The organism is Comamonas sp. CMM03 (genome assembly GCF_019218715.1).
In the GTDB taxonomy this organism is placed as follows: domain Bacteria; phylum Pseudomonadota; class Gammaproteobacteria; order Burkholderiales; family Burkholderiaceae_C; genus Comamonas; species Comamonas terrigena.
Genome location: NZ_JAHUXB010000001.1, coordinates 1,438,092 through 1,459,780, shown reverse-complemented (window position 1 = coordinate 1,459,780; position 21,689 = coordinate 1,438,092). Strand labels below are relative to the sequence as shown.

At 64.8% G+C, this 21,689-nt stretch carries 15 protein-coding genes; 7 read left to right on the top strand and 8 right to left on the bottom strand.

Annotated features, from left to right (window positions below):
- Nucleotides 1-526: 526 nt before the first annotated feature.
- From KW830_RS06665 to KW830_RS06655, 3 genes are all read right to left on the bottom strand, one after another.
- Nucleotides 527-1,801: an acyl-CoA dehydrogenase family protein gene (locus KW830_RS06665; RefSeq protein WP_066534862.1), complete on the bottom strand. Its 1,275-nt coding sequence runs from the start codon at nt 1,799-1,801 to the stop codon at nt 527-529.
- A gap of 112 nt (nt 1,802-1,913) precedes the next feature.
- A complete protein-coding gene (locus KW830_RS06660; protein ID WP_066534854.1) occupies nt 1,914-3,005 on the bottom strand; it encodes a phosphotransferase in 1,092 nt (363 codons plus the stop codon).
- 6 nt (nt 3,006-3,011) lie between these two features.
- A complete protein-coding gene (locus KW830_RS06655; RefSeq protein WP_066534849.1) occupies nt 3,012-3,731 on the bottom strand; it encodes a Crp/Fnr family transcriptional regulator in 720 nt (239 codons plus the stop codon).
- Nucleotides 3,732-4,059: 328 nt separating this feature from the next.
- Between KW830_RS06655 and KW830_RS06650 the strand changes: the two genes are divergently transcribed.
- Complete coding sequence (locus KW830_RS06650) at nt 4,060-4,659, top strand: MarR family winged helix-turn-helix transcriptional regulator (RefSeq protein WP_255578123.1); 600 nt, start codon at nt 4,060-4,062, stop codon at nt 4,657-4,659.
- Nucleotides 4,659-6,833 carry an FUSC family protein gene (locus KW830_RS06645; RefSeq protein WP_218332559.1) on the top strand — a complete coding sequence of 725 codons (2,175 nt, stop codon included), beginning with the start codon at nt 4,659-4,661 and terminating at the stop codon, nt 6,831-6,833. The genes KW830_RS06650 and KW830_RS06645 overlap by 1 nt, the downstream gene beginning before the upstream one ends.
- Nucleotides 6,834-6,950: 117 nt before the next feature.
- Here KW830_RS06645 and KW830_RS06640 read toward each other — a convergent pair whose 3' ends face one another.
- Nucleotides 6,951-8,768: a methyl-accepting chemotaxis protein gene (locus tag KW830_RS06640; protein WP_218332558.1), complete on the bottom strand. Its 1,818-nt coding sequence runs from the start codon at nt 8,766-8,768 to the stop codon at nt 6,951-6,953.
- Between the two features lie 366 nt (nt 8,769-9,134).
- On the opposite strand from KW830_RS06640, the gene KW830_RS06635 reads away from it, so the two are divergent.
- Nucleotides 9,135-10,757, top strand: a complete 1,623-nt coding sequence (locus KW830_RS06635) for a glycine betaine ABC transporter substrate-binding protein (protein ID WP_218332557.1) — start codon at nt 9,135-9,137, stop codon at nt 10,755-10,757.
- An 84-nt stretch (nt 10,758-10,841) separates the two neighbouring features.
- On the opposite strand, the gene KW830_RS06630 is transcribed toward KW830_RS06635, so the two are convergent.
- The 4 genes from KW830_RS06630 to KW830_RS06615 form a co-directional block, all read right to left on the bottom strand.
- Nucleotides 10,842-11,162 (bottom strand): DUF4148 domain-containing protein, encoded by a 321-nt coding sequence (locus tag KW830_RS06630; protein WP_218332556.1) that lies wholly within the window; start codon nt 11,160-11,162, stop codon nt 10,842-10,844.
- A gap of 236 nt (nt 11,163-11,398) precedes the next feature.
- Nucleotides 11,399-14,572 carry a CusA/CzcA family heavy metal efflux RND transporter gene (locus KW830_RS06625; protein WP_218332555.1) on the bottom strand — a complete coding sequence of 1,058 codons (3,174 nt, stop codon included), beginning with the start codon at nt 14,570-14,572 and terminating at the stop codon, nt 11,399-11,401.
- Nucleotides 14,573-14,585: 13 nt separating this feature from the next.
- Nucleotides 14,586-15,956, bottom strand: a complete 1,371-nt coding sequence (locus KW830_RS06620) for an efflux RND transporter periplasmic adaptor subunit (RefSeq protein WP_218332554.1) — start codon at nt 15,954-15,956, stop codon at nt 14,586-14,588.
- Between the two features lie 2 nt (nt 15,957-15,958).
- Nucleotides 15,959-17,293, bottom strand: coding sequence for a TolC family protein (locus KW830_RS06615; protein ID WP_218332553.1), 1,335 nt, complete (start codon nt 17,291-17,293; stop codon nt 15,959-15,961).
- Nucleotides 17,294-17,466: 173 nt separating this feature from the next.
- Between KW830_RS06615 and KW830_RS06610 the strand changes: the two genes are divergently transcribed.
- The 4 genes from KW830_RS06610 to KW830_RS06595 all read left to right on the top strand — a co-directional run bounded on the left by KW830_RS06610 (nt 17,467) and on the right by KW830_RS06595 (nt 21,647).
- Nucleotides 17,467-18,156 (top strand): heavy metal response regulator transcription factor, encoded by a 690-nt coding sequence (locus KW830_RS06610; protein ID WP_066534828.1) that lies wholly within the window; start codon nt 17,467-17,469, stop codon nt 18,154-18,156.
- Nucleotides 18,153-19,514 carry a heavy metal sensor histidine kinase gene (locus KW830_RS06605; RefSeq protein ID WP_218332552.1) on the top strand — a complete coding sequence of 454 codons (1,362 nt, stop codon included), beginning with the start codon at nt 18,153-18,155 and terminating at the stop codon, nt 19,512-19,514. The genes KW830_RS06610 and KW830_RS06605 overlap by 4 nt, the downstream gene beginning before the upstream one ends.
- A gap of 167 nt (nt 19,515-19,681) precedes the next feature.
- Nucleotides 19,682-20,338 (top strand): glutathione S-transferase family protein, encoded by a 657-nt coding sequence (locus tag KW830_RS06600; RefSeq protein WP_218332551.1) that lies wholly within the window; start codon nt 19,682-19,684, stop codon nt 20,336-20,338.
- A gap of 235 nt (nt 20,339-20,573) precedes the next feature.
- The gene (locus KW830_RS06595; RefSeq protein WP_218332550.1) at nt 20,574-21,647 is read left to right on the top strand and encodes a linear amide C-N hydrolase; all 1,074 of its coding nucleotides are present in this window, start codon (nt 20,574-20,576) and stop codon (nt 21,645-21,647) included.
- The last annotated feature ends 42 nt before the right edge of the window (nt 21,648-21,689 follow it).

Genomic DNA, 21,689 nt, shown 5'->3' with positions numbered 1-21,689 from the left:
CAAAAGCGTGTGCGGTCGGGCTGATTCTAGGGGGGCGCCAGCTTTGTAAAGGTTTGTTTGTAGGCGGCCACTTTGTTGCATGGTGCCGAGGGTGCTTGCTATCAAACCTGATGATGGCGAGGTGAAGGTGCTTGGGTGCAACTCTTTGATTTGATTGTTTTTGGTCCACCAAATGTGGAAACTACGCCATCAGTGGCGCTGATGGTTGTTGAGGCTGCGGCGCCACAGTCACCCATGCCTAAAGGTTATGACCATTTGGTAAAAATGGTCTATCAATGGGCGATTGCCCCGTTTGCTCTGTTTGATGCCGTCAAGTGCCCAACTTCCGGAGAACACCACGTGCCCTGGGAGTGTTGCTGTGGCAGACCAGGCTGCCCGTGTGCTTCGGGCGTGGCGGCATCTGCACACATGCAGCTTGCGTGTGCAGGCCATAAAAAAGGCCCCGGAACGCGATGTTCCAGGGCCAGCCCCGCACACGGGCGGACAGGTGCAGGGGCAAGGCGCATGGCACGCCTGTCAGTGGTGATCAGCTGCCGCGGGTGATAGGCACGTCGGCGTTTTTGCCATAGGTGCCGTACTTGCCCAGCTCCCACTTGGCAATGGCGTTGCGGTGGACTTCGTCCGGGCCGTCGGCAAAGCGCAGCGTGCGTGCGTGGGCGTAGTCAAAGGCCAGCGGGAAGTCCTGGCTCATGCCGCCGCCGCCGTGCACCTGGATGGCCCAGTCGATCACGTCGCAGGCCAGCTTAGGCGCCACCACCTTGATCATGGCGATTTCGGTGCGGGCCACCTTGTTGCCCACGGTGTCCATCATCCACGCGGCCTTGAGCGTCAGCAGACGGGCCATGTCGATGCGGCAGCGCGCCTCGGCAATGCGTTCCTGGGTGACGGTCTGCTGGGCGATGGTCTTGCCGAAGGCCACGCGGCTGCTGGCGCGCTTGCACATCAGTTCCAGGGCGCGCTCGGCCTTGCCGATCAGGCGCATGCAGTGGTGGATGCGGCCGGGGCCGAGGCGACCCTGGGCGATCTCGAAGCCGCGGCCTTCGCCCAGCAGAATGTTGCTGGCGGGCACGCGCACGTTCTCGAAATACATCTCCATGTGGCCGTGGGGCGCATCGTCATAGCCCATCACGGACAGCGGGCGTACCACGCGCACGCCGGGGGTGTCTGCGGCCACCAGAACCATGCTCTGCTGCGAGTGCTTGGGTGCCTCGGGGTCGGACTTGCCCATGGTGATGTAGACGGCGCAGCGGGGGTCGCCTGCGCCGGAGATCCACCACTTGTGGCCGTTGATGATGTATTCGTCGCCCTGGCGTTCGATGCGGGTGCAGATGTTGGTGGCATCGGACGAGGCCACTTCCGGCTCGGTCATGGCAAACGCGGAACGGATGTCGCCATTGAGCAGGGGCTTGAGCCAGCGCTCATGGTGTTCCTTGGTGCCGTAGCGGGCAATGGTTTCCATGTTGCCGGTGTCGGGCGCAGCGCAGTTGAACACTTCGGAGGCCCAGCCCACGCGGCCCATGATTTCGGCCAGGGGGGCGTATTCCTGGTTGGTCAGGCCGGCGCCGTCCACGCCGGCGATCTCGGCCGTGTCCTTGGGCAGGAACAGGTTCCACAGGCCTTGTTCCTTGGCTTTGTCCTTGAGGGCGTCCAGGAAGTGCAGGTGGCTCCAGCGCTTGCCGGCCTGGGTGTTGGCTTCCAGCTCGCTCCAGTAGGTGGCTTCATTTGGATAGATGTATTCATCCATGAAGCGTTGCAGGCGCGCTTGCAGCTCCTTGGTTTTGGGGGAGTAGTCGAAGTCCATGGTGTCTCCTTGAGGGTGGTGGGCGCACATGGGCGCGCGCTGCCCCCGGCAGCCGCATGCCGTTTTGCACAGTGGGGGGATGGGAAAACCGTCTGTTGCCAGGCGGAACGGATTAAGCCCGGTGTTTCTGGGCGTAGGACCAGGCCAGCTCCGCCATGGGGCGGGCCGTGTCGCCCGAGGCCTTGGCCTGGGCGCTGGATGCGGTGCCGGCTTCCACCCGCTTGGCAATGCCTTGCAGGATGGCAGCGATACGGAACATGTTGTAGGCGAGGTAGAAGTTCCAGTCGGCCTGCAGCTGTTCGGGTGTGGCCAGGCCGGTGCGCTCGCAATAGCGGCGCTGGTATTCGGCTTCGGAAGGGATGCCCAGTGCGGCCAGATCCAGCCCGCCGATGCCACGGCCCAGCGTGCTGGGGATGTGCCAGGCCATGCAGTGGTAGCTGAAGTCGGCCAGGGGATGGCCCAGTGTGGACAGCTCCCAGTCCAGCACGGCCACGGCGCGGGGCTCGGTGGCGTGAAACATCACGTTGTCCAGGCGATAGTCGCCGTGGACGATGGAGACCTTGCTCTCATCCCTGGCGCTGTCAGGCAGGTTGGCGGGCAGCCAGGCCATCAGCTTGTCCATCTCGGGGATGGGCTGGGTGATGGAGGCCACGTACTGCTTGCTCCAGCGGCCGATCTGGCGCTCGAAATAGTTGCCGCTCTTGCCGTAGTCCGCCAGGCCCTGGGCGGCAAAGTCCACGGTGTGCAGCGCCGCTATCACGCGGTTGAGTTCATCGTAGTAGGCGCCGCGCTGGGTGGGTGTCATTTCCGGCAGCGACTGGTCCCACAGCACGCGGCCTTCCTTGAATTCCATGATGTAGAAGGCGCGGCCGATGACGGATTCATCCTCACACAGGGCATACATGTGGGGTACAGGCACCTGGGTGCCCGCCAGGCCGCGCATGACCTTGAATTCACGCTCGATGGCGTGGGCCGACGGCAGCAGCTTGGCCACCGGGCCGGGCTTGGAGCGCATCACATAGCTGCGCCCCGGCGTGACCAGCTTGTAGGTGGGATTGGACTGTCCGCCCTTGAACATTTCCGCTTGCAGCGGGCCGGCAAAGCCTTCCACATGCTGCTGCATCCAGGCGGTGAGGGCCGCCATGTCGAATGCGTGGGTGTCCGAGACGGGCTTGGTTCCTACAAAGTGGTCAAATTTGCTCATAAGTCCTTACAGGTCGGTTTCCGCAATGCGCAGAAGCGCATTGCGGTCCCGCACCACCAGCCCACCTGGTTCGATGCGGATGCTCCCCTCGCGCTCCATGCCTTTGAGTTCCTGGTTCACACGCTGGCGCGATGCTCCGAGCAGCTGGGCCAGCTCTTCCTGGGCCAGCTGCAGTCCGATGCGGATTTCCTGGTTGTCCGACAGGCTGGGAATGCCATAGCTGCGTGCCAGATGCAGCAGCTGTTTGGCCAGCCTGGCACGCAAGGGCAGGGTGTTCAAGTCCTCGACCAGGCCGTACAGCTGGCGAATGCGCCGCGCCTGCAGCCACAGCATGGCTTCGTAGAACTCCACATGCGAGGCCAGAATGCGCTTGAAATCTGCCTTGGCCACACACACCAGCGTGGTCGCGCCATGGGCGTACACATCGTGCGTGCGCCGGTCCCCGTCGAAAATCGACACATCCCCAAACCAGATGCCCGGTTCCACATAGGTCAGCGTGATCTGCTTGCCCGTGATGGAGGTCGAACTCACGCGCACCGCCCCCTTGGCGCAGGCAATCCATTCCTCGGGCGGCTCGCCGCGGGCGCAGATGAGTGCACCATCCTTGAAACGTTTGACGTATGCGCATCGAAGTATGTCGTGCCGTAATGACGGGGATAGGGATGAAAACCAGCGTCCTGAGTTGATCGCTTCTCTTTCTTCGATAGTAAGAATCGGGTCGTCCATGGCCTGTCGTTTCTGTGACTGAAAACAGCTCCATTGTCGCGTCAGGGACGAGGTCTGATTTGGATCAGCAGGCCACAAACGGATGAAGTTGTCCGATACACGACAGCAGCATGGCGCGGAACGTACAAAACCAAGGGTTAACCCTTTTGATTTGGGGCCGGCTGGCCGCAGCGTGGAGCGCAAAGCCAAGGCGGGTTGTGCTCCGCCCAAGGGCGTGGCCGGTAGACAGAGCTTAGGAGAGGGCGCTGCAGGCACCCTGTAGGCAGTGCGGGATTGATTGCTAGATAAAATGGTTTGAATTGCAAATTATTTAATCTACAAAGCATTGATGCCACGCTCCACTGCCAGCCCTCGTCCCCGTGCCGTCAAAAAGTCGGCGCCCATGCCGCCTGTGGTGGGTTCGACCCAGTCCACCAAGGTGGGCCATACGCTCCCATCGAACCATGCTGAAGCACCGTTGTTCGGCTACACGCTGATGAGCCTGGGACGCCAGTGGCGCCGTGTGGTCCACCTGCGCCTGGCCGAGCTGGGGCTGACCGACGCCACCTGGGCGCCGCTGTTTCACCTGCATGCCGCAGGGCAGGGCATCAGCCTCAAGGCCCTGGCGCAGCGCGTGGGTCTGGACAGCTCTACCCTGGTGCGGGTGGTCGATCTGCTGGAAAACCGGGGCCTGGTGCGCCGCGAAACCGATGCGCACGACCGCCGCAGCAAGCTGCTGCAGGTGACCGAGTCCGGAAACGCCGCCGTGGCCGATGTGCGCGCCAAGCTGGTGCAAGTGGAAGGCCGTCTGTTGGACGGCATGGATGCGGCTACCTCGCAACTGCTGCTGCAGGGCATGCTGCAGCTACAGCAGCGCATGGCGCAGGAGCTGGGCGATGCGGTGGAGGATGCGGACGACACCGAGCCCACGATGGAGCGGGGGCGGTGATGGTGCAGGACGCTCACACATCCAGGTGGCAGCGCGGCCTGGCGGCCTGCGGTTTCCACCTGCCCACCCTGGTGTTTGCCTTGCGCACGGCACTGGCCGGTTTTGTGGCGCTGGCCGTGGCCTATGCCCTGGGGCTGGAACATCCGCACTGGGCGGCCATGTCGGCCTGGGCGTCCAGCCAGCCCATGCGCGAGCATCTGCTGTCGCGCGGCATCTACCGCTTTGCGGGCTCCGTGGTCGGTGTGGCCTTTGCCGTGGCGCTGGTGCTGATGGCGCAGGGCTCGCTCTGGGTGTTGGCCGTGGGGCTGGCCTTGTGGGGAGGGCTGTGCGCTTTTCTGGGCAATCTGCAGCGGGGCTATATGGTCTATGGCTGCATGTTGGCGGGCTATTCGGCCGCCATGGTGGTGCTGCTGCACCACGGCGGGGCCGAAGAGGTCTGGCCGTTCGCCTGGGACCGCATGCTCACGGTGGTGACCGGCGTGCTCGCCGCGCTGTGCATCTCCTGGTGTTTTGCTCCCCGGCGCAAGGCGGCGGTTCTGATCGCCCAGAGTCGCCACGCCCTGGCCGCCGTGCTGGACGCCTGCGTGGCCCGGTTGCGTGGCCACAGCGTCGCGCCAGGGCTGGACAATGCCAGCCTGCTGGTGCGTCTGGCCGAGGTGGAGGAGTTGCTGGAGCTTTACCCCGAAGGATCGCGCACCGCGCGCAACACCAGCAAGGCCATGCACTGGCAGCAGCACCAGGCGTTGGAGCTGGTCTATCAGCTGGGGCAGACGGCGCAGGACAGCACGGCTGTGACTGACGCCCTGGACCCGGTGTGGGCCTTTGCCGCGATACCTGACGACGCTGGCGCTTCGCCTGCGGCCCTGGCCGATGCACTACAGGCTTTGGCCCAGGTGCTGCGCCAGGCGCTGGCGGCCGACAGCGCGGCCGCACACCCGGTGGATGCTGCACTGCGTCAGGCGATTGCCGCTTGTGAAGCGCTGGTAGAGCGTATCCAGGCAGACGGCCATGCGGTGCAACCCGGGCTGAACGCCTTGTACCTACTGATGCAGGAGATGCGCCGCGCCGTGCGTGCCGAGCAGCTGGACCTGGGCGGACCTGCCCGTGCGGGCACGGCATGGGTCGACCGCCGGGTTGATCCCTTGCCACTGCACCGCGACTGGGTGGGCGCCCGCGAAGCCGCGATCCGCGCAGGCGGCACCTTGCTGTTTTTCGGCCTGCTGTGGGCCTGGACGGGCTGGAGCCTGATTGCCTTTGGCATGCTGGGCCTGTCGGTGATGCTGCTGGTGTTCTCGGCCTTCGAGAACCCGAACCGCACCATGGCCTTTGTGCTGCGCGGTCAACTGATAGGTGCAGCGCTGGCCCTGCTGTGCCAGTGGCTGGTGTGGCCCTGGGCACAGTCCGGCTGGCAGATGGTGTGGATGCTGCTGCCTTTTGCCCTGCTGGGCGGGCTGGTGTTTGCCCACAAGCGCACCGCCGCCGGTGCCATGGACACCAATATGGCCATGCTGATCCTGCTGGCGCCGGTCTTTCCGTATACACAGGACATGGGCAAGAGCGCAACCATGGCGCTGGCCGTGGTGTCCGGCCCGGCGTTGGCCTGGCTGGTCTATCGCTGCATCTACCCCACCAATGCCCAGCGCCGCATGCGCACGCTGGCGCAGATGATGGTGGCCGAAGTGCCTGCGCTGGCCCAGCGTATGGTTGAAGAGGGCAAGCCCGGTTTGCTGCCCAGTTTGCCGGCCAGCATGGCCGTGGCGCCCACCGGCTTCTGGCAGGCGCAATTGCACCACCGCCTGCTGCGCCTGGTGCGCTGGGCCGACAAGACCCAGCACCCGCGCCGCGCCACCTTGCCGGAGCTGGGCCTGGCCCTGCGCGCCACCCAGAGCACCATGCTGCAACTGCAGCAATGGCGGCGCGGCACCATTCTGGTCACCCCGCAGTTGCGCCGTACCGAACGCAGGGCTGAACTGGCATTGCGCCGCACGGCCCAGTGGGGTGCCGCCCACAGCCTGGAAGCACAGGCTGCAGCCGGCCAGCAAGCCGCCCAGGCCTGGCAGGCCCTGGCAGCGCAACCCGGCCTGCCGGCGCTATTGGCCACTGAGGCGCAGCGTGTTGCTCGGCGTTACTTGCCCGAGCTATGTGCGGCACGGCGGGATCTGCAGGTGCAGTAAGGGCTGCGTGAGTTTTGTGCAAAGAAAAAGGGCTTCGCAGGAAGCCCTTTTTTATGGCGTAGTGGTGGATGCGGTGATGCGGTGCATCCAAATCACCGGAGCCGCAGCTACTCATGCTTAGAAACTCTCCCAATCGTCTATGTCCTGGCCCACGGTAGCGGGCTTGGGGGCGGGCGCGCTGGCTGCCCCCGATGCGCCAGATGCACCAGAGATGGGGCGGCGCAGGGCCGGTGCAGCCGGTGTGCCGGAGCCCGACTGTGCGGGGCGGGAGAAGGGACGGACGGACGGCGTGGCGGACTTGTCCGGGACGGTGGATGGACTTGCTGGCTGGGTGTGGGCCACGGGCGTCGCCATGGCCGCCGGGCTAGGCTGCTCGTAAGCAGACAGCTTGAACACCGCCACGGTTTCCACCAACGACTGGGCCTGGGTGTTCAGGCTGCTGGCGGCGGCGGCCATCTCCTCCACCAGAGCAGCGTTTTGCTGGGTGGTCTGGTCCATCTGGGTCACGGCTTCACCCACCTGGGCCACGCCCTGGCTTTGTTCGGTGCTGGCGGCGCTGATCTCGCCCATGATGTCGGTCACCCGGCGGATGGCGGCCACCACCTCGTTCATGGTGGTGCCGGCTCGGTCCACCAGCAGGGTGCCCTGGCCCACGCGTTCCACGCTGGTGCCGATCAGCTGCTTGATCTGCTTGGCTGCGTCGGCGCTGCGGCCGGCCAGTGCACGGACTTCGCCGGCGACCACGGCAAAGCCCCGGCCTTGCTCTCCGGCGCGGGCGGCCTCGACGGCAGCGTTCAGCGCCAGGATATTGGTCTGGAAGGCAATGCCGTCGATCACGCCAATGATGTCGGAGATCTTGTGGCTGCTGTCGTTGATGCTTTTCATGGTCTCCACCACTTCGGCCACGATCTCGCCGCCCTGTGCTGCCACGGTGGAGGCGGTGACCGCCATCTGGTTGGCCTGGCGGGCGTTGTCGGCGTTCTGGCGGACGGTGGAGCTGAGTTCTTCCATGGAGGCCGCGGTTTCCTCCAGCGCGCTGGCCTGTTCTTCGGTGCGGCCTGACAGGTCGTGGTTGCCGGCCGCAATCTGCGCGCTGGCCGAAGCCACGCCCTGGGCATTGCTGCGCACGGTGGCCACGGTCTGGACCAGGCTGTGCTGCATGCGCTGCAGCGCCCCCAGCAGCAGCCCCATTTCGTCCTTGCGGTCCACATCGATCTGGGTGCTGAGGTCGCCGCCGGCCACGCGGTTCGCTGCGGCCACCGCCTGGCCCAGCGGGCTGGTGATGGAGCGCGTGAGAGCGATGGCAATCCACACGCCCAGTGCCAGGGCCGACAGCACCAGCACGCTGGCCACCACAATGGCCTGCTGGTAGGTGTTTTGTGCGTCCTTCCGTGCGGCTGCAGCACCTGCGCGGTTGAGCTCAACGTCGGCTGCGATGAGGTCGGTGGCGGCAGCAAACGCCTTGGCCGAATCCCCGACGGACAGGGCGCGGGCATCGGCAAAGCGCTCTTCGCCGGCTTCGGCCAGTTCCAGCAGTCGCTTGTCGACCGTCAGGTAGGCAGCCCATGCGGCCTTGATTTTCAGGTTCAGCTCTTGCTCTTCGGGGGAGGAGACCAGCTTGTCATAGGCCAGCATGGTGGAGTCCATCTTGGCGATGGCTTCGTCGTGTATGGCCCTTTGCGCCCGCTTGCCTTCGGGCGTCACTTCCAGCACCGAGCGCAGAGAGGCGCGGCGGGCGCTGTTGGCCAGTGCGCGCGCATCGCCCAGTGCTTGTACGCTGGGGAGCCAGTTTTCGGCGATTTCCTCGGTACCGTCATAGATTCTGGAGGCCTGGAAATGGGACGCGGCCCCCATGCTGCACAGCAGCAGCAAGATGATGGCAAAGCCTGCACTCAGGCGGGCGCCAATTTTGAAGTTGCCCAGGAAACCAGCCATGTTGAACGCCTCCAGATGAAAAATGCGCAGGCCTTGCTTGCCACGCCTGGCCCGCCAGGGTCGCGATTTTTTCGATTCTTGGGCATTTCCAAGTGGTCAGGCACTCCACTGGGAGGCAGTTGCATGGCCGACTGTCGATCTGGGGACGGGCGGCCGTACCGTTCGTGCTCCGCCTGTTGCCTTACCGCGTTAAGGCCTTTGCGCGACCGCTAGCAGTGGCCCACTGCGCGCCGTTGGTCCGTTGCCTGCCGTCCGCCGCCAGGGTGCCTGCTGGCACGCGGAATGCTGGGGTGGGTGTGTTGGGGCGGGTTTGCGCTGCCGTTCCGGGCCCGGGGTGGCTAGCGTGCCGTTGCTATCATGGCCCGCATGACGATCGTTCACCGCCGGGTGGCTGCCTGCCTGCTCTTGTGTTGGCTGTGGGTCTGGGGCGTGGCTGGCGCCCAGGCAGCGGAGTTGCGCGTGGGTTCCAAGCGCTTCACGGAGTCCTACATCCTGGCCCAGATCATGGCGCAGACGGTGCAGGCCAGCGGTACGGCGGTACAGGTGCGGCAGGGTCTGGGCAACACCGCTATCGTGTATGAGGCGCTGCGTTCGGGCCAGATCGATGTGTATGCGGAATACACCGGCACGATTGCGCAGGAGATCGTCAAGGACCCGTCCCATACCTCGCTGGCCGATCTGCAGCTTGCCCTGGCGCCGCTGGGGCTGGACGTGGGGGTGCCACTGGGTTTCAACGACGGGTATGCGCTGGCCATGCGCCGTGCCCAGGCGGAGCAGCTGGGCATTCGCACGCTCAGCGACCTGGCCCGCCACCCGGAGTTGCGCTTCGGCCTGTCCAATGAATTCCTGGGCCGGGCTGACGGCTGGCAAGGGCTGGCAGCCCGCTACCAGCTGCGCGCCCGGCCCACGGGGCTGGACCATGGCCTGGCCTATGGGGTGTTGGCCCAGGGGCAGATCGATGTGATGGACATCTACACCACCGATGCCAAGATCGACGCGCTGGGCCTGCTGGTGCTGGAGGACGATCGGCAGTACTTCCCACGTTACGACGCGGTGCTGCTGTTCCGCAAGGATTTTCACCGCCAGCAGCCTGACGCCTGGGCCGCACTGCAGACGCTGCAAGGCCGCATTAGCGAAGCGCAGATGGTCCGCATGAATGCCCAGGCCGAGCTGCAATCCCTGCCGTTTGACGTGATTGCACGCCAGTTTCTGGCCGGCGCGCAGGCGCCGCAAGGCGCGGCTGCAGCCGCGGGCGGCACAGAAAAGGCCGCAGTCAGCGGGGAAGAGGGGGGCAGGGCGGCTGCCAGCGGCGCCGCGGCGTCTGCAGTGCCCGGCGCAGCATCGCCCGGCCTGCTGCAGCGGTTCTGGCAGCGCCTGTGGGCGGACGATCTGTGGACCCTGACCGGCCAGCATCTGCTGCTGGTGCTGCTTTCGGTTGGGGCGGCGGCCCTGATTGCGGTGCCTGCCGGTGTGCTGCTGTTTCCGCATGCCCGGCTGCGGGCGCTGGCCCTGGGACTGTCGGGCGTGGTGCAGACCATCCCGTCGCTGGCGCTGCTGGCCGTGCTGATCGCCCTGCTGGGGGTGATCGGACGGGTGCCGGCGCTGCTGGCGCTGACGGCCTATTCCATCCTGCCGATCCTGAGCAACACCTGCGCCGGACTGGCCGAAGTATCGCCCGGCCTGCGGTTGGCGGGGTCTGCCCTGGGCATGACGCCTGCACAGCGCATGCGTTGGGTGGAGCTGCCGATTGCCCTGCCCACGGTGGTTGCAGGCCTGCGCACCGCCTGTGCCATCGCCATCGGCACGGCCACCATCGCAGCATTCATCGGCGCCGGCGGCCTGGGCGAGCGCATTGTCACCGGCCTGGCACTGAACGACAGCGCGCTGATGCTGGCCGGCGCCGTGCCCGCAGCGGTGCTGGCCCTGGCCAGTGAGCTGCTGTTCGAGCTGCAGCAGCGGTGGTTCCGCAGGGGCCGGAGGGAAAAATAGGGCGATTTGCAGGCCGGTTTCCAGGCCGTGGTGCAGGTGTAGGACCCCCAAGGTGGTTGGCCCAACCACCTTGTCTTCAGGGCCTCAGCCCCGGTACATCTCGCGGCGGGCTTTGCGCTGTTCCGGGGTCTCGTTCAGCAGCTCGTCCAGTACCTGCTGGCGTGTCTTGTTCGACGGCTGCTGCGACGGCGAGCTGTCGACCAGCGGGTAGTTGCTGTTGCGGAATACATTGGTGCCGCCATTCTTCAGGAACTCGGCCGTTTCCGCCTGGACCTGGGCCCGTGTCTTGTCGCTGCGGAAATGGTCGGGGTACACCACATATCCCGTCTCCGAAGTTTTCGGGTGGATGTAGCTGCTGGCAAAAGCAGTGTTGACGGCGGCCAGTGACAGGGTGGCGAATGCCATGGACAGGAGAATGGGAGTGCGTGTGGTGTGCATGAAGGTGTGCCTTTCAGTCAGGTTGCAATCACCTCGAAGCGATGGCTTGCACCATGGCTTTCGAGAGGGTTTCATTGTGAAAAGCACACGCTGACGGAAGGCACACAGGAAGATGACATTGCGGCAATGAACGCTCTGGGCGGCGTGCGGAAACAGCAAAGCCATGGCGGGTAGGCCATGGCTCTGGGGTCAGTCCGGTCCGGTCAGGACACGGACGGTCGGGAGGAGGGTGCCGTCTGCGGCAATTCCTCCTCGGACGGGTCGTGCCGGTGGACCAGGCGGTAGAGCAGCGGAAGCACCAGCAGAGTCAGTACCGTCGAGGACAGAATGCCGCCGATCACCACCGTGGCGAGCGGGCGCTGCACCTCGGCGCCGGTCCCGGTCGCGATGGCCATGGGGACAAAACCCAGAGAGGCCACCAGGGCGGTCATCAGCACCGGGCGCAGGCGCGAGAGTGCGCCCGCATGTACCGCTGCGGGGACGGCCATGCCGGTTTCGCGCAGTGCCCGGATGGACGAGATCATCACCAACCCGTTCAGCACCGCGACGCCCGACAGTGCGATGAAGCCGATGGCGGCAGAGATGGAGAGCGGGATGTCCCGCAGCCACAAGGCCAGGATGCCCCCGGTCAGTGCGAAGGGAATCCCCGTGAACACGATGAGCCCGTCGCGCACATTGCCGAACATGGCGAACAGCAAGGTGAATACCATCAGCAGGGCCAGGGGCACCACGATCTGCAGCCGCTGCTGCGCCGACTGCATGTTCTCGAACGTACCGCCCCAGCGTGTCCAGTAGCCGCTGGGCATGGGGATGGCGTCCAGCTCACGCTGCGCCTGTTCCACGAAGGAGCCGATATCGCGACCACGCACATTGGCACTGACGACGATGCGGCGCTTGCCATCCTCGCGGCTGACCTGGTTCGGCCCGGGAGACAGATCAAACGTGGCGACGGTGGAAAGAGGGACAAAGCCTGTCTTGCTGTCCGCCTGTGCAGGCAAGGCGATGGGAAGGCGTTCCAGCGCCGCAAGGTCGCTGCGCACCGATTCCGGCAGGCGCACCTGGATGTCGAAGCGGCGGTCGCCTTCGAACACGGTGCCGGCCTCCTGTCCGCCGATGGCGGTGGCAATGGTCTGTTGCACATCCCCCATGTTCAAGCCATAGCGCGATGCCTTCTCGCGATCGACCTGCACAGTGAGCATGGGCAGTCCGGTGGTCTGCTCGACCTTGACTTCCGAGGCGCCGGGCACCTTCTGCAGCATGGCAGCAATGGCCTGTGCCGTGCGCTCCAGCACCTGGGTGTCGTCACCGAAGACCTTGACGGCCACATCGCTGCGCACACCCGAGATGAGTTCGTTGAAGCGCAGCTGAATCGGCTGGGAGAATTCGTAGTTGCTGCCCGGAATGGCCTCCACCACCTTCTGCACGGCGGCCAGCAGGTCTTCGCGGCTGCGTTGCGGATCGGGCCATTGTTCCCGGGGCTTGAGCATGATGTAGCCGTCCGAGATGTTCGGCGGCATGGGGTCCGAGGCAATTTCCGCGGTGCCGGTGCGCGCGAACACGCGCTCGATCTCCGGGAAAGACTCCTTGAGGGTGCTTTCCAGCTGCATTTGCATGTCCAGCGATTGCGTGAGGCTGGTGCCGGGCACACGCAAGGCCTGGATCGCAAAGTCCCCTTCGTTGAGGTTGGGGGCGAATTCGCTGCCCATGCGCGAGGCGAGCAGCAGGCTGAGCACGACGGCCACGACAGCTGCCGCCATGACCACCACGGGGATGCGCATCACCCGGGTGAGCAGCGGTTCATAGGCTTGGCGGGCCCAGACCATGAGGCGGTTCTCCTTCTCCGCGACGCGTTTGCCGATGCACAGCGCAATGGCCGCAGGGATGAAGGTGATGGACAGCAGCATGGCGCCGGCAAGGGCCAGCACCACCGTGAGCGCCATGGGGTGGAACATCTTGCCCTCCACTCCCGTCAACGCAAAGATCGGCAGATACACCACCATGATGATGAGCTGCCCGAACAGCAAAGGCCTGCGGGATTCCCTGGCGGCGGCAAACACTTCGTGAAAGCGTTCACTGCGGGTGAGCAAGCGCCCCTTGAGCTCCTGCGCATGGGCCAGGCGGCGCACGCAGTTCTCCACGATGACCACCGCGCCGTCGATGATGATGCCGAAGTCCAAGGCCCCCAGGCTCATCAGGTTGGCGCTGATGCGGTACTGCACCATTCCGGTGAAGGTGAACAGCATGGACAGCGGAATGATGAGGGCTGTGATCAGGGCCGCTCGGATGTTGCCGAGGAACAGGAACAGCACCACCACGACCAGTGCGGCGCCTTCCACCAGGTTCTTCTTCACCGTGGCAATGGCTTTTTCCACCAAGGTGGTGCGGTCGTAGACCGTCACGATCTTCACCCCCTCGGGCATGCTCTTGCGGATGGAATCCATGCGTGCGTCCACCGCCTTGGAGACCACGCGGCTGTTCTCGCCAATCAGCATGAACACCGTGCCCAGCACGACTTCGCGGCCGTTGTCGGTGGCGGCGCCGGTGCGCAGTTCGCGTCCCAGTTCGACATCGGCCAGATCCCGGATACGCACCGGCTGGCCCTGGGCCGTGCCCACGATCACCTGCTGGAGGTCCTCGATGCCCTGGACCTGGCCGGGCGCACGGATGAGGTATTGCTCGCCTTCGCGCTCGATATAGCCCGCGCCAACGTTGGTGTTGTTGTTCAGCAGGGCCGTGACCAGCCTGTCCATCGAGATGCCATAGGACGCCAGCTTGTCCGGACGCGGCGCGATCAGGTACTCCTTGGCAAATCCGCCAATCGAGTTGATTTCCGTGACGCCGGGCACGTTGCGCAGCTGGGGTTTGATGACCCAGTCCTGGATCTCGCGCAGGTCCATGGGGGTGTAGGGCGTGCCGTCCGGCTTTTTGGCGCCTTCTTCGGCTTCCACGGTCCAGAGATAGATCTCGCCCAGGCCCGTGGAAATGGGGCCCATGCTGGGGGAGATACCGGACGGCAGCTTCTCGCGGGCCTCCTGGATGCGCTCATTGACCAGCTGGCGGGCAAAGTAGATGTCGGTGCCATCCTTGAAGATCACGGTGACCTGCGACAGTCCATAGCGCGACAGCGAACGGGTCTGCTCCAGCTGCGGCAGGCCCGCCATGACGGTTTCTATCGGGTAGGTGATGCGCTGCTCGGTCTCCAGGGGCGAATAGCCTGGTGCCTGCGTATTGATCTGGACCTGGACATTGGTGATGTCCGGCGCGGCGTCGATGGACAGACGCTGGTAGTTGAAGAGGCCGAGGATGGCCATGGCGGCCACGGCCACGATGACCAGCCAGCGCTGCTCGATGGCGAAACGGATGATGCGCTCAAACATGGGGGACTCCGGCTCAGTGCGTGTGCTCGGCAGACGCCTTGCCCAATTCGGCCTTCAGCAGGAAGGAGCCGTCCTTGACGTAGTCCTGTCCGGCCTGCAGGCCGGCGGTGACTTCGGTGGTCTTCCCGTCCGAGCGCCCCAGTTGAACGCGCTGGGCCTTGTAGCCCCCCTGCGCAGGAACGAAGACCACGTTGTCCTTGCCATTCGGGCGCTGGATGGCCTTGGCGTCGACCGCGACGGGAACCTGTGCGGCATCCGCGAGGACCTTGACCTCCACAAACAGACCGGGTCGCCACACGCCTTGGGGGTTGGCCAGCGCCACGCGGGCAGGGGCCGTGCGTGTCTGTTCCCCGATCAGTGCGCCGACATAGGCGATCTTGCCTTCTGCGGCCGACTCGAACGCCGTGGCCCGCACCGTCACAGGTGCGCCGACGATCACATAGGGTAGCTGCGGTGCCGCGACATTGATCTCCGCCCAGACGGCGCTGAGGTTCGACACGGTGAAGGAGGCGGTGCTTTCCGTCACCGATTCGCCCACGGTCAGGTGCTTTTCGACCACCACCCCTGCCAGCGGCGCGCGCAGCTCATAGCGGCTGGAGCCGCCCGATCCGCCGGAACCCGCGCCCATGGCTGCGAGCTTCTGCGAGGTGTTGGTCACGGCAATTTCGGCCTCCTGCAGGGCCTGGCGGGCCTGCAGATAGTCTTGCTCCGCCGAAATCTTCTCTTCCCAAAGCTGCTTTTCCCGCTGGAATGTGTTTTGGGCGAGCACCAGACGTTTCTGTGCCGTCTGCAGTTCGCTGCGCTGGTCCGAGACGGTGGCACTGTGGATCACTGCCAAAAGCTGTCCCTTGGCGACCTGTTCACCCAACCGGGCATGGACCGAGGCCACGATGCCGGCCACGCGCGGCACCACGTGTGCGGTGCGGTCTTCATCCAGGCGGATCTCTCCCGGCAGCAGGACTTCCTTGCGGATGGCGGCTGCACCGGCCTGGGCCAGGGTCACGCCCGCTTTCTTCGACTGTGCTTCGTTGAGCGGGACCAGGCCTTCCTCTTCTTCAGGGCCGTGTGCATCCTCCCCATGCGGGTTGGCAGCCGACGCGGTCTTCTCCTTGTCGGCCGTGTCGGTTTTGGCGTCGTGGTGTTCTTCGTCGGAGTGCTTGTCGGCTTCCTGGTGGTCGCCATGCTTTTCAGCTGGCTGGCCATGGTGTTCGCCATCCTGGTGCGCGTCGGCATCCGCGTGGCCGGACGCTGCGGCCGGAGTGGGGGTGCCCGGAGTCCGGAGGATGAGGGCGCCAGCCACCATGCCACAGGCCAGAATCGCTGCGACGGCGATCCAGTGTTTGGGAGCAGAGAGTGATGCGTCGAATTGCTTGGGTTCGGACATGTTCAGATTCCAGTGTGTGTGTCGGCCAGGGATTCCGTGCCCAGGAGGCGGTCTATTTCTGCGCGGGCTTTGTGTGATGCCATCCACTGGTCCAGCAGTTGGCGCTGGCTTTCGAACAGCGTGCGCTGGGCTTCCAGTACATCCAGGAAGCTGAACTTGCCCAGAGAAAAGCCACGTACGGCGATGTCGTAGGCAGACTGTGCGGTGGGCAGCACCTGGCTCTGGAGCAAGGACAGTTGCTGGTTGCTGCTGATCAGTTGCTGGCGTGCTGTGAACACCTGGGCCTGTAACTGCAGGCGCTGTTCCTGCAATTTCTGTTCGGCCTGGTCCACCTTGCGCAGGGCCTGGAGCTGGTTGCCTGCATTGCTGTCGAACAGCGGCAGCGGGATGCTGATGCCCAGCACCACCTGGTTGCGGCCGACCTCGTTGGCCCGCTTGACGCCCAGGCTCACGGTCGGGTCCTGCAGGCGCCTGGCGCGTTCGATGGCGGAGGCGGCCTGGCTCTGCTCCAGGGCGTGGCGCGCCTGCACTATGGCGGGGGCGGTGTTCAGCAGCGTATCCAGCTGGTCGGCTGTTGGGGCTTCCGCAGTGGCTGAGAAGTCACCGATGGCCATACCGATGTCCGCCGTCCGGCCGCCCCAGAGTGCGGCCAGATTCTGCTGCGCGACCACTACCGACGACCTGGCCTGCTGCAGTTCCAGGGCGGCATTGGCCTGTGCCACCTGGGCGCGGCTGGCTTCGAGCGGAGGCACTTTGCCGGCCTGGACGCGCTTGCGGGCTGCGTCGCTGGCCTGTGCAGCGAGATCGTGTGTCTTCGACGCGAACTGCACGCGTTGCTGGGCGAGCAGCAGTTCGTTGAAACCATTGACCACCTGGTAGCGGAGCAGGGCCTGCGTTTCGGCCACGGCGGAATGGGCTGCAGCCTTCTCGCTTTCCGCCAGGCGCATGCGCGCTGCACGTTTGCCCCCCAGCTCGATGACCTGGTTGATCTGGACCGTGCTGGAGCGGGTCTCGGAGCGGGTGTCTTCCTGGCTGAACGCCAGTTCGGGATTGGGGCGGGCCTGGCTTTGCAGCAGAGCGCCTTCGGTGGCGGCGGCACCGAAACGGGCCGCTTTCAGACCGGGGTTGGCTGCCAGCGCCCTGTTCCAGGCATCCGCCAGGGTCATGGATGTGCCGGTTTGCGCCGTGTGCTTGGGGGCTGGCGTCACCAGGGCCGGGGGCGGGTCTGTCGCGCTTGTCGTGGCGGATGCCCCGCTGGCAAGCGCCAATGCGATCCATGCCAGGGAAATCTTGCGTTGCGTACGTGCCCCGCCGGGAGCATGGGCCAGGGTTGCCATGTGTGCTTCTCCAGAAAATGGTCGCGCACACGGGCCTTCCTGCGGCCGGTACGGCTGCGGGTTTCCATGTGCGATGGCGCAGACTGTAGAAATCGCCAGCGAACACCAAGCCGTCGGCCAGATGACAAATTTGTAATCAATCGGAGGCGTGCAAATCCGGGAAAATGGGTTAGATGAGACTGCTGTTGATTGAAGACGAAGCCAAGCTGGGCGAGTACCTGCGCAAAGGTCTGGCCGAAGAGGGCTATACCGTGGACGTCGCAGTGAACGGCATTGACGGGCTGCATCTGGCGATGGAGCTGGACTACGACCTCATCGTTCTGGATGGCATGCTGCCGGGCATTGATGGCTTTGCCGTGCTGGCGGCGCTGCGGCAGTCCAAGCCGACGCCGGTGCTGATGCTCACGGCCCGTGCGGATGTCGAAGACCGCGTGCGCGGCCTGCAAAGCGGTGCCGATGACTACATGATCAAGCCGTTCGCCTTCTCCGAGCTGGTGGCGCGGATCCAGGTATTGCTGCGCAGGGCGCATGCCTACCAGCTGGCGCCTGAGCCCACGGCGCTGAAGGAGGGCGATCTGGAGGTCGACCTGATTCGGCGCAAGGCGGTCCGGGCCGGGGTGCGGCTGGACCTGACGGCCAAGGAGTTCAACCTTCTGGCGCTGTTGTTGCGCCGCCAGGGTGAGGTGCTGTCCCGCACGGAGCTGGCCTCGCAGGTCTGGGACATGAACTTCGACAGCGAAACCAATGTGGTCGAAGTGGCGGTGCGGCGCCTGCGCATGAAGGTGGACCAGCCCTTCGAGACGCCGCTCATCCATACGGTGCGGGGCATGGGCTATGTGCTGGAGAGCCGAGCCCAGCCATGAAGCAGACCGCTGGAGTGCAGCACCTCGGCAGGCAGCTTTCACGCTGGATGGCCTTGCTGTCGATGCTGGGGCTGGGGGCGGTCAGCATTGCCGTGTATCTGGTGTTTGACACCACACTGTCGGCGCGGCAGGAGGAAATGCTGGACCAGAAGCAGCAGGCGCTGGTCCATGTACTGGGTGACGACGACGTCGAACACCGGGATAAATCGCTGGCCCATGTGCTGACCGATTTTCTGGCCGGCCATGCCGACTATGCCATCCGCATTGTGGATAGCCAGGGCGCCACGCTGTTCGACAGCCGCGTTCCTGGCCTGGGGGCGGAGCATACGCTGCAGCGGACGTTCGCCGTCACCATCCAGTCCCGCACCACAGACCATGCGCAGGCAGCGACTGCCACGCTGGTGATGGACCGGCGTCCCGATGATGCCCTGCTGCGGGCGCTGGCCTGGGCGCTGTTCATTTCCATGATTGCGGGCTCGCTGCTGCTGTCCCTGTTCGGCGGCTTGCTGGTGCGCCGCAGTCTGCGTCCCATCCAGTCGCTGGTCTCGCAGATCGACGAGCTGTCGGCCAAGGACTTCGGCCGCCGCCTGGACGGCAGCGGGCTGCCGCAGGAGTTGCTGCCCATCGTGACGCAGTTCAATGCCTTGCTGGACCGGCTGGCAGACGCGTACCGGCAGCTGGAATCCTTCAATGCCGACGTGGCCCACGAGCTCAACACGCCGCTGTCCACGCTGATTTCCAGCACCGAGGTGGTGTTGCGCAAGCCCCGCACGGTGGAGGAGATGCGCGAGGTGCTGGAGTCCAACCTGGAGGACCTGCGCCGCATTGCCGCGATGGTGGGGGACATGCTGTTTCTCTCCCGGGCAGACCGGGGGGCGGGCACCCGGGAGGCCAAGGTGTTCAGCCTGGCCGCGGTGGCCGCCGATGTGGTGGAGTTCTATGAAGCGGTGGCCTTGGAGGCGGACCTGACGGTGGAAGTGCGCGGCGATGCGCAGCTGCAGTTCGATGCGCCACTGATGCGCAGGGCGCTGTCGAACCTGCTGAGCAATGCCACGCGGTATGCAGACAGCGGCTCGCGCATCGTGATCCAGATCGGCACCCAGGCGCAGCACGGGCACACGGAAGCCGTCATCTCCGTGACCAACACCGGTGCGGACATCGCCCCCCAGCACCTGCGCCATCTGTTCGACCGCTTCTACCGGGCGGATTCCGCACGTTACAACGCAGACCGCAACCACGGTCTGGGCCTGGCCATCGTGAAGGCGATTGCCAAGATGCATGGTGGAACCGTGTTTGCGCAGTCGGAAGGTGGAACGACCACGTTTGGCCTGGTCCTGCCGGTGGTGCCGGGGGCTTGAGGCCGGCGGGCGGGGGCCTGCCCGGTATCCAGCCATGCCCCGGGAGCGCCTTGCGCTGCAACGGCCTGGACCGGTTTCCCGCATACCATCGTGCCCACCCCGCCCGCTGTGCTGTGCAAGCGGCCGCGTCTTCCTCGTTCCCCCGGCACACACCACCGACTTTCACCATGGCAACCACCAAGCAACTGTTCTATTACCCCGGCAACGCCAGCATGGCACCTCACATCGTTCTGGAGGAAATCGGGAAGGCGTTCGAACTGGTGAAGGTGGAGCGCGAGGTGAATGCCCACAAATCGGCGGAGTATCTGCGCCTGAATCCCAATGGTCTGATCCCGGTGTATGTGGAAGGCAGCATGGTGCTGTACGAAACCGCCGCCATCTGCCTGCACCTGGCCGATACCCACCCTGAAAGCGGCATGGCACCTCTGCTGGCTACGCCCGAGCGTGCCGCGTTCTACAAGTGGCTGATGTGGCTGAGCAACACCTTGCAGACCGCGTTGATTGTCTATTTCTATCCCGAGCGCTGGGTGGATGCGGGCAACGAATCGGGTGCCAGGCAGGTGCAGGCCCATGCGGAATCGAAGATCGCCAGCCTGCTCGAACAGCTGGAAGCGCAGTTGCAACAGAGCGAAGGCCCTTGGCTGCTGGGGGCGCAGTACACGGTGCTGGACCCCTATGCGTTCATGCTGTGCCGCTGGACCCGGGGCTTTGCGAAGCCGGCGCGGACATGGCCGCTGCTCGGTGCCTATCTGCAGCGGATGCTGGCGCGGCCGGCCGTGCAGCGCATGATCGCCACCGAGGGACTGGCCGAGCCCCTGGTCTGACCGGGCCGCGGGGGCTGTTGGCAAGCTGGCCTTGGGCCGGCAGGGTGGCGTTTTGGCATAGTGTAGGGCTGGGAATCGTTTGCGATGAACCCGGTTGTGGCCCTACCATGCACCGCGGGCAGGGCACAGCAGGAGGCCTTGTCCTGGGGTGCGAAGGCTTGTACCTGCGCGCTGCGTTCCGGTTTCGCTTTGTGCTTTTCGTCTGTGCTTTTCGTTTGCGCTTCAGGAGGCCTTGATGAACATGAACTTGCCACGCATTCGTCCGCAATGTGCTGCGTTGTTGCTCGGTATGGCGGGGATTGCTGCCGCGTCCAGTGCCTGGGCTTGCACCCGACTGGTGTTTCACGGGGCCAATGGCCAGGTGGTGACCGCCCGCTCCATGGACTGGAAGAACGACATTGTCAGCAACCTCTGGGTGCTGCCGCGGGGCATGGAGCGCAATGGCAAAACAGGGCCCAACACTGTGCGCTGGACGTCCAAGTACGGCAGCGTCATCACCTCGGGCTACGATGTTTCGACCACCGACGGCGTGAACGAGGCCGGTCTCAATGCCAATCTGCTGTGGCTGGTGGAATCGGAATACCCCGCATTCGATGGCCGTGGCAAGCCCGGGCTGACGATTGCCGCATGGGCGCAGTATGTGCTGGACAATTTTGCGACGGTGCAGGAAGCGGTGACGGCACTGCAGAAAGAGCCCTTCACCATCGTGACAGACAATGTGCCGGGTGAGAACCGGCTGACCACGCTGCATCTGTCCATGTCCGACGCCAGTGGTGACAGTGCCATCGTGGAGTACATCGGGGGCAAGCAGGTCATTCACCACAGCCGCACATACCAGGTGATGACCAACTCGCCGATTTTTGAAGAGCAACTGGCGCTGAACACCTATTGGCAGCAGATTGGCGGCACGGTCATGCTGCCGGGCACCAACCGGGCTGCCGACCGTTTTGCACGTGCATCGTTTTATGTGAATGCCATTCCCAAGGACCAGACTCCGAACAAGAACCTGGCCAGCGTGTTCAGCGTGATCCGCAATGCGTCGGTGCCCTACGGCATCAGCACCCCGGGGCAACCCAATATTTCTTCCACCCGCTGGCGTACCGTGTTCGATCACCAGCGCAAGCTGTATTTCTTTGAGTCTGCACTGACGCCCAATACCTTCTGGGTGGATCTGAAGCAACTGGACTTCAGCCCACAAAGCGGCAAGGTGTTGAAGCTGGATCTGGGCCCGGATCAGGACCATACATTCTCGGGCAATGCCACGTCGCAATTCAAGCCATCGGCGCCATTTCAATTCCTGGGCATCTAGGCCTAGGGCACTGAAGCCCCCCAGGGCCGCCGGGTCCGGAGA